At 46.0% G+C, this 2,945-nt stretch carries 3 protein-coding genes; 2 read left to right on the plus strand and 1 reads right to left on the minus strand.

The annotated features are described in order from the left end of the window. Nucleotides 1-448 precede the first annotated feature (448 nt). Nucleotides 449-1,297, minus strand: a complete 849-nt coding sequence (locus RMO35_RS24285; RefSeq protein WP_309745176.1) for a DUF2232 domain-containing protein — start codon at nt 1,295-1,297, stop codon at nt 449-451. A 63-nt stretch (nt 1,298-1,360) separates the two neighbouring features. Here RMO35_RS24285 and RMO35_RS24290 point away from each other — a divergent pair, with 63 nt between their 5' ends. Together RMO35_RS24290 and RMO35_RS24295 are read left to right on the plus strand one after the other, a co-directional pair. Further along, nucleotides 1,361-1,966 carry a GNAT family N-acetyltransferase gene (locus RMO35_RS24290; RefSeq protein ID WP_309745178.1) on the plus strand — a complete coding sequence of 202 codons (606 nt, stop codon included), beginning with the start codon at nt 1,361-1,363 and terminating at the stop codon, nt 1,964-1,966. 483 nt (nt 1,967-2,449) lie between these two features. Beyond that, a partial coding sequence (locus RMO35_RS24295) for a DUF2808 domain-containing protein (protein WP_309745180.1) occupies nt 2,450-2,945 on the plus strand: 496 nt, incomplete at its 3' end.

Here is a 2,945-nt window from a genome sequence, read left to right on the forward strand (position 1 = left end):
GGTCTTAGTAAGTAATTTAGTCTATGTTTTTGTCGTGCATCTGGTGGCACTACTGATGTTTGAAAAGCTGGGTAATTCGCTGCCCAAGGCACCTGCTTGGGTGGATACATTGTTAGAGTTATAGTGGGACTCGCGCTCAAAATTCAGTCACGCTCTAAAATCGCTAGGCTGCTGTGATGCGGCGCTAACTTCGCATCCACATAGCCTGGTGAGCAAGTCGCCCAAACATCACCGCGCTAACTTCGCGTAACTTGAGAAATATTTATATGGTGGCTACTAAATACACGTATTTGTATGGGGCTGGTGGGCACTCCAAGGTCATTACCGACATCCTCAACAGCCTAGATATCTCATAGTCGTCACATAAAAGATATCGCGTAGGGTGGACATTTCTCACCAGCTAGGTTTCAGTTGTAATCTATTTTATAAATAATTGCACCTAACCTACTTATAACTCTAATAATGTATCCACCCAAGCAGGTGCCTTGGGCAGCGAATTACCTAGCTTTTCAAACATCAGTAGTGCCACCAGATGCACGACAAAAACATAGACAAAATTACTCACTAACACCAGCGCGATCGCCAGCACTTGAATTACTGGTAAACTCGGCTCGGCTAAGATCCCGACTTGCACGAACAGCCATTCACAAAAGTCGCGCATCCTGAGCATCAGGTAGACCCACAAATCTTCACCCAATAACACCGAAGTCAACCAAAACCGGAAGAAAACCCCCAGGCAATCTACCATCGCCCCTAGTGAAATCGAGGTCAGCCAGCTAGTCCGCCGCCGCCAACAGGCTCCCAATTGTACGCCCATCATCCCATATGGAATCACAAAAGAAATACTCCGCGTCGGCCCCATTAATACCGTTAGTAGTAAACCCGAAACTAGGGCTGTCATCCAGCCAGCGCGACGACCCCACCGTAAATAAATTAACGCGATCGGAATGGGAAAGAATACTCTAAATACTGGCACAGCAGGCAAGTAATAACTTAATAACCACAGTAGGCTGGTCGCGCTAGCCAAGAACGCAGTTTCTACCAACACAATGGGAGGGTTCGCGTTAGCGGTGCGATTCTCCACGGGAGAGGGCTTTGTGCCAACGACACTCGATTGGGGTCGTTCGGGAGGAGATTGATGCTCGGGGTGAGATGCCAAAGGATTACCTCGATCGCCTGCACGATCGGCTAAATGAGTTATATTAGAGAGTAAGTCTTTTACACTTGTTAGTTCTAATTGTAGATCGACTGACTGCGAATCTAAATAGTTGAACACTCGATCGCATTGAATTATCAAGTCGAGTTACTCAATACTGTGGTGGATCGAAACTCAGCACAAACCCCCATAATTCAGACACGCATGATCGCAAACACTGTAGATATCGCCGAGCCGATCGATCTCGATCCCGATCGCATTGAGATTCGGAACGTGCGAGAAGATGAAATACATTGCGTAGCTGATATTATTACGAGAAGTTTTCACTTCGATCGGGGCTGGATGGGGTGGTTTACACCCCTATTCAAACTAGGGATTGCCGAAGACCTCCGCCATCGTCTGCGCACTCACCCGGCTAGTAACAGCACCAGCGCCAAACCCCAGCAACAAGTTTGCTCGATTGCCTCATACACAGAGCTAGGAAAGTCACGCGTCATCGGCACGATCGAAGTTGGGATCAGGAATGCTAACTATCGTCAATCAACACATCATCGTTATGTCTACATCTCGAATCTCGCCGTCAGCCGCGATTTTCGACGGCGTGGTGTCGCTCAAAAGCTCCTCCTCAACTGCGAGGAATTAACCAAGTCTTGGGGCTTTACTGAAATCCATCTGCATGTGATGGGCGATAACGAACGCGGTCGCAATTTATATCAGAAATTAGGCTATGAAGTCATCTCGACAGAGTTAGTCTGGTCGTTTATTCCCTGGCATCGCCCAGAACGACTATTTTTGTGCAAACAACTCTAATTAGTACTCTACGGCGTAAATCTAGTTACTATTTCGAGAAGAGATGGGAGCGAAAAGCCGCTTAGGATCTGTAGGTTGGGTTGCGGATGCGCGCTCTGGAGGTTTCCTCAAGATTGAGCGCACCAAGCAGAAGAATGAAACCCAACACACTCACCTACCTACAATCGGGGTAATAATGTAATCGAGGCAAAAATATCGACATCCTACTCTCAGCAGTCATCACATTACATCAGCTAATTTGCTGAATTAATTATTTCCATCTGGAAGCGATCGACATCCAGCGGGGACTAGGTTTGAGTTTCATCAACAAACTGTATCATCAATTACAAAAATTTAGCTACTAAATGCTAGATGATGCGATTGTACTTAGCGGATTTAGCCTAATTTCCGACCAAAGTCGATCGATCTTATTCAATTAATCTCAAATTAAGAGTAAATTTAAGTAGCATATTCTTAAAGTTCGAGATTTAGTAGAGAACATAGATGTTAAAAATTCAGACAGCTCAGAAATTATTCCCGATCCTCGCGCTGGCTGGATGCCTGGTTGCAGTTGCGCCCCTGGTTACTAGAGCCGACAGTTTGCCGGGATTTACTTTATTTAGCGGTGTCGATCCCTCAAATCAACTTAGTTATCGCTTAGACTCCGGATACCGCAATACAACCGACCGCTACAGCCTCAAACTTCCAGGCTCAAAAATCAATCGGCTCGGTGCTGCCCAGATTCAAATTACTTATCCCGATTACTACAAAGGTAAGTTTGATGACAAGGCGATTGAAGTGTTTGCTGGCGGTAAATCTATTCCCGTGGAATCAGTCGAATGGAATCGTGAAAATCAAACCATCCAAATCGACCTAGCCAAACGCCTCAAAACCAAAGGTGAGATCGAAGTTGTCTTGAATAACGTTCAAAATCCCGATGGTGGCGGCATGTACTACTTCACTTGTCAGGTGAAAAGTAGTGCGGAGTTTCCAGTCGCTC

The sequence above is a fragment of the Chamaesiphon sp. OTE_20_metabat_361 genome, assembly GCF_031364565.1.

Coding starts and splice junctions, on each gene's coding strand:
- RMO35_RS24290 (WP_309745178.1), top strand. CDS start 1,361: ATGATCGCAAACACTGTAGATATCGCCGAGCCGATCGATCTCGATCCC.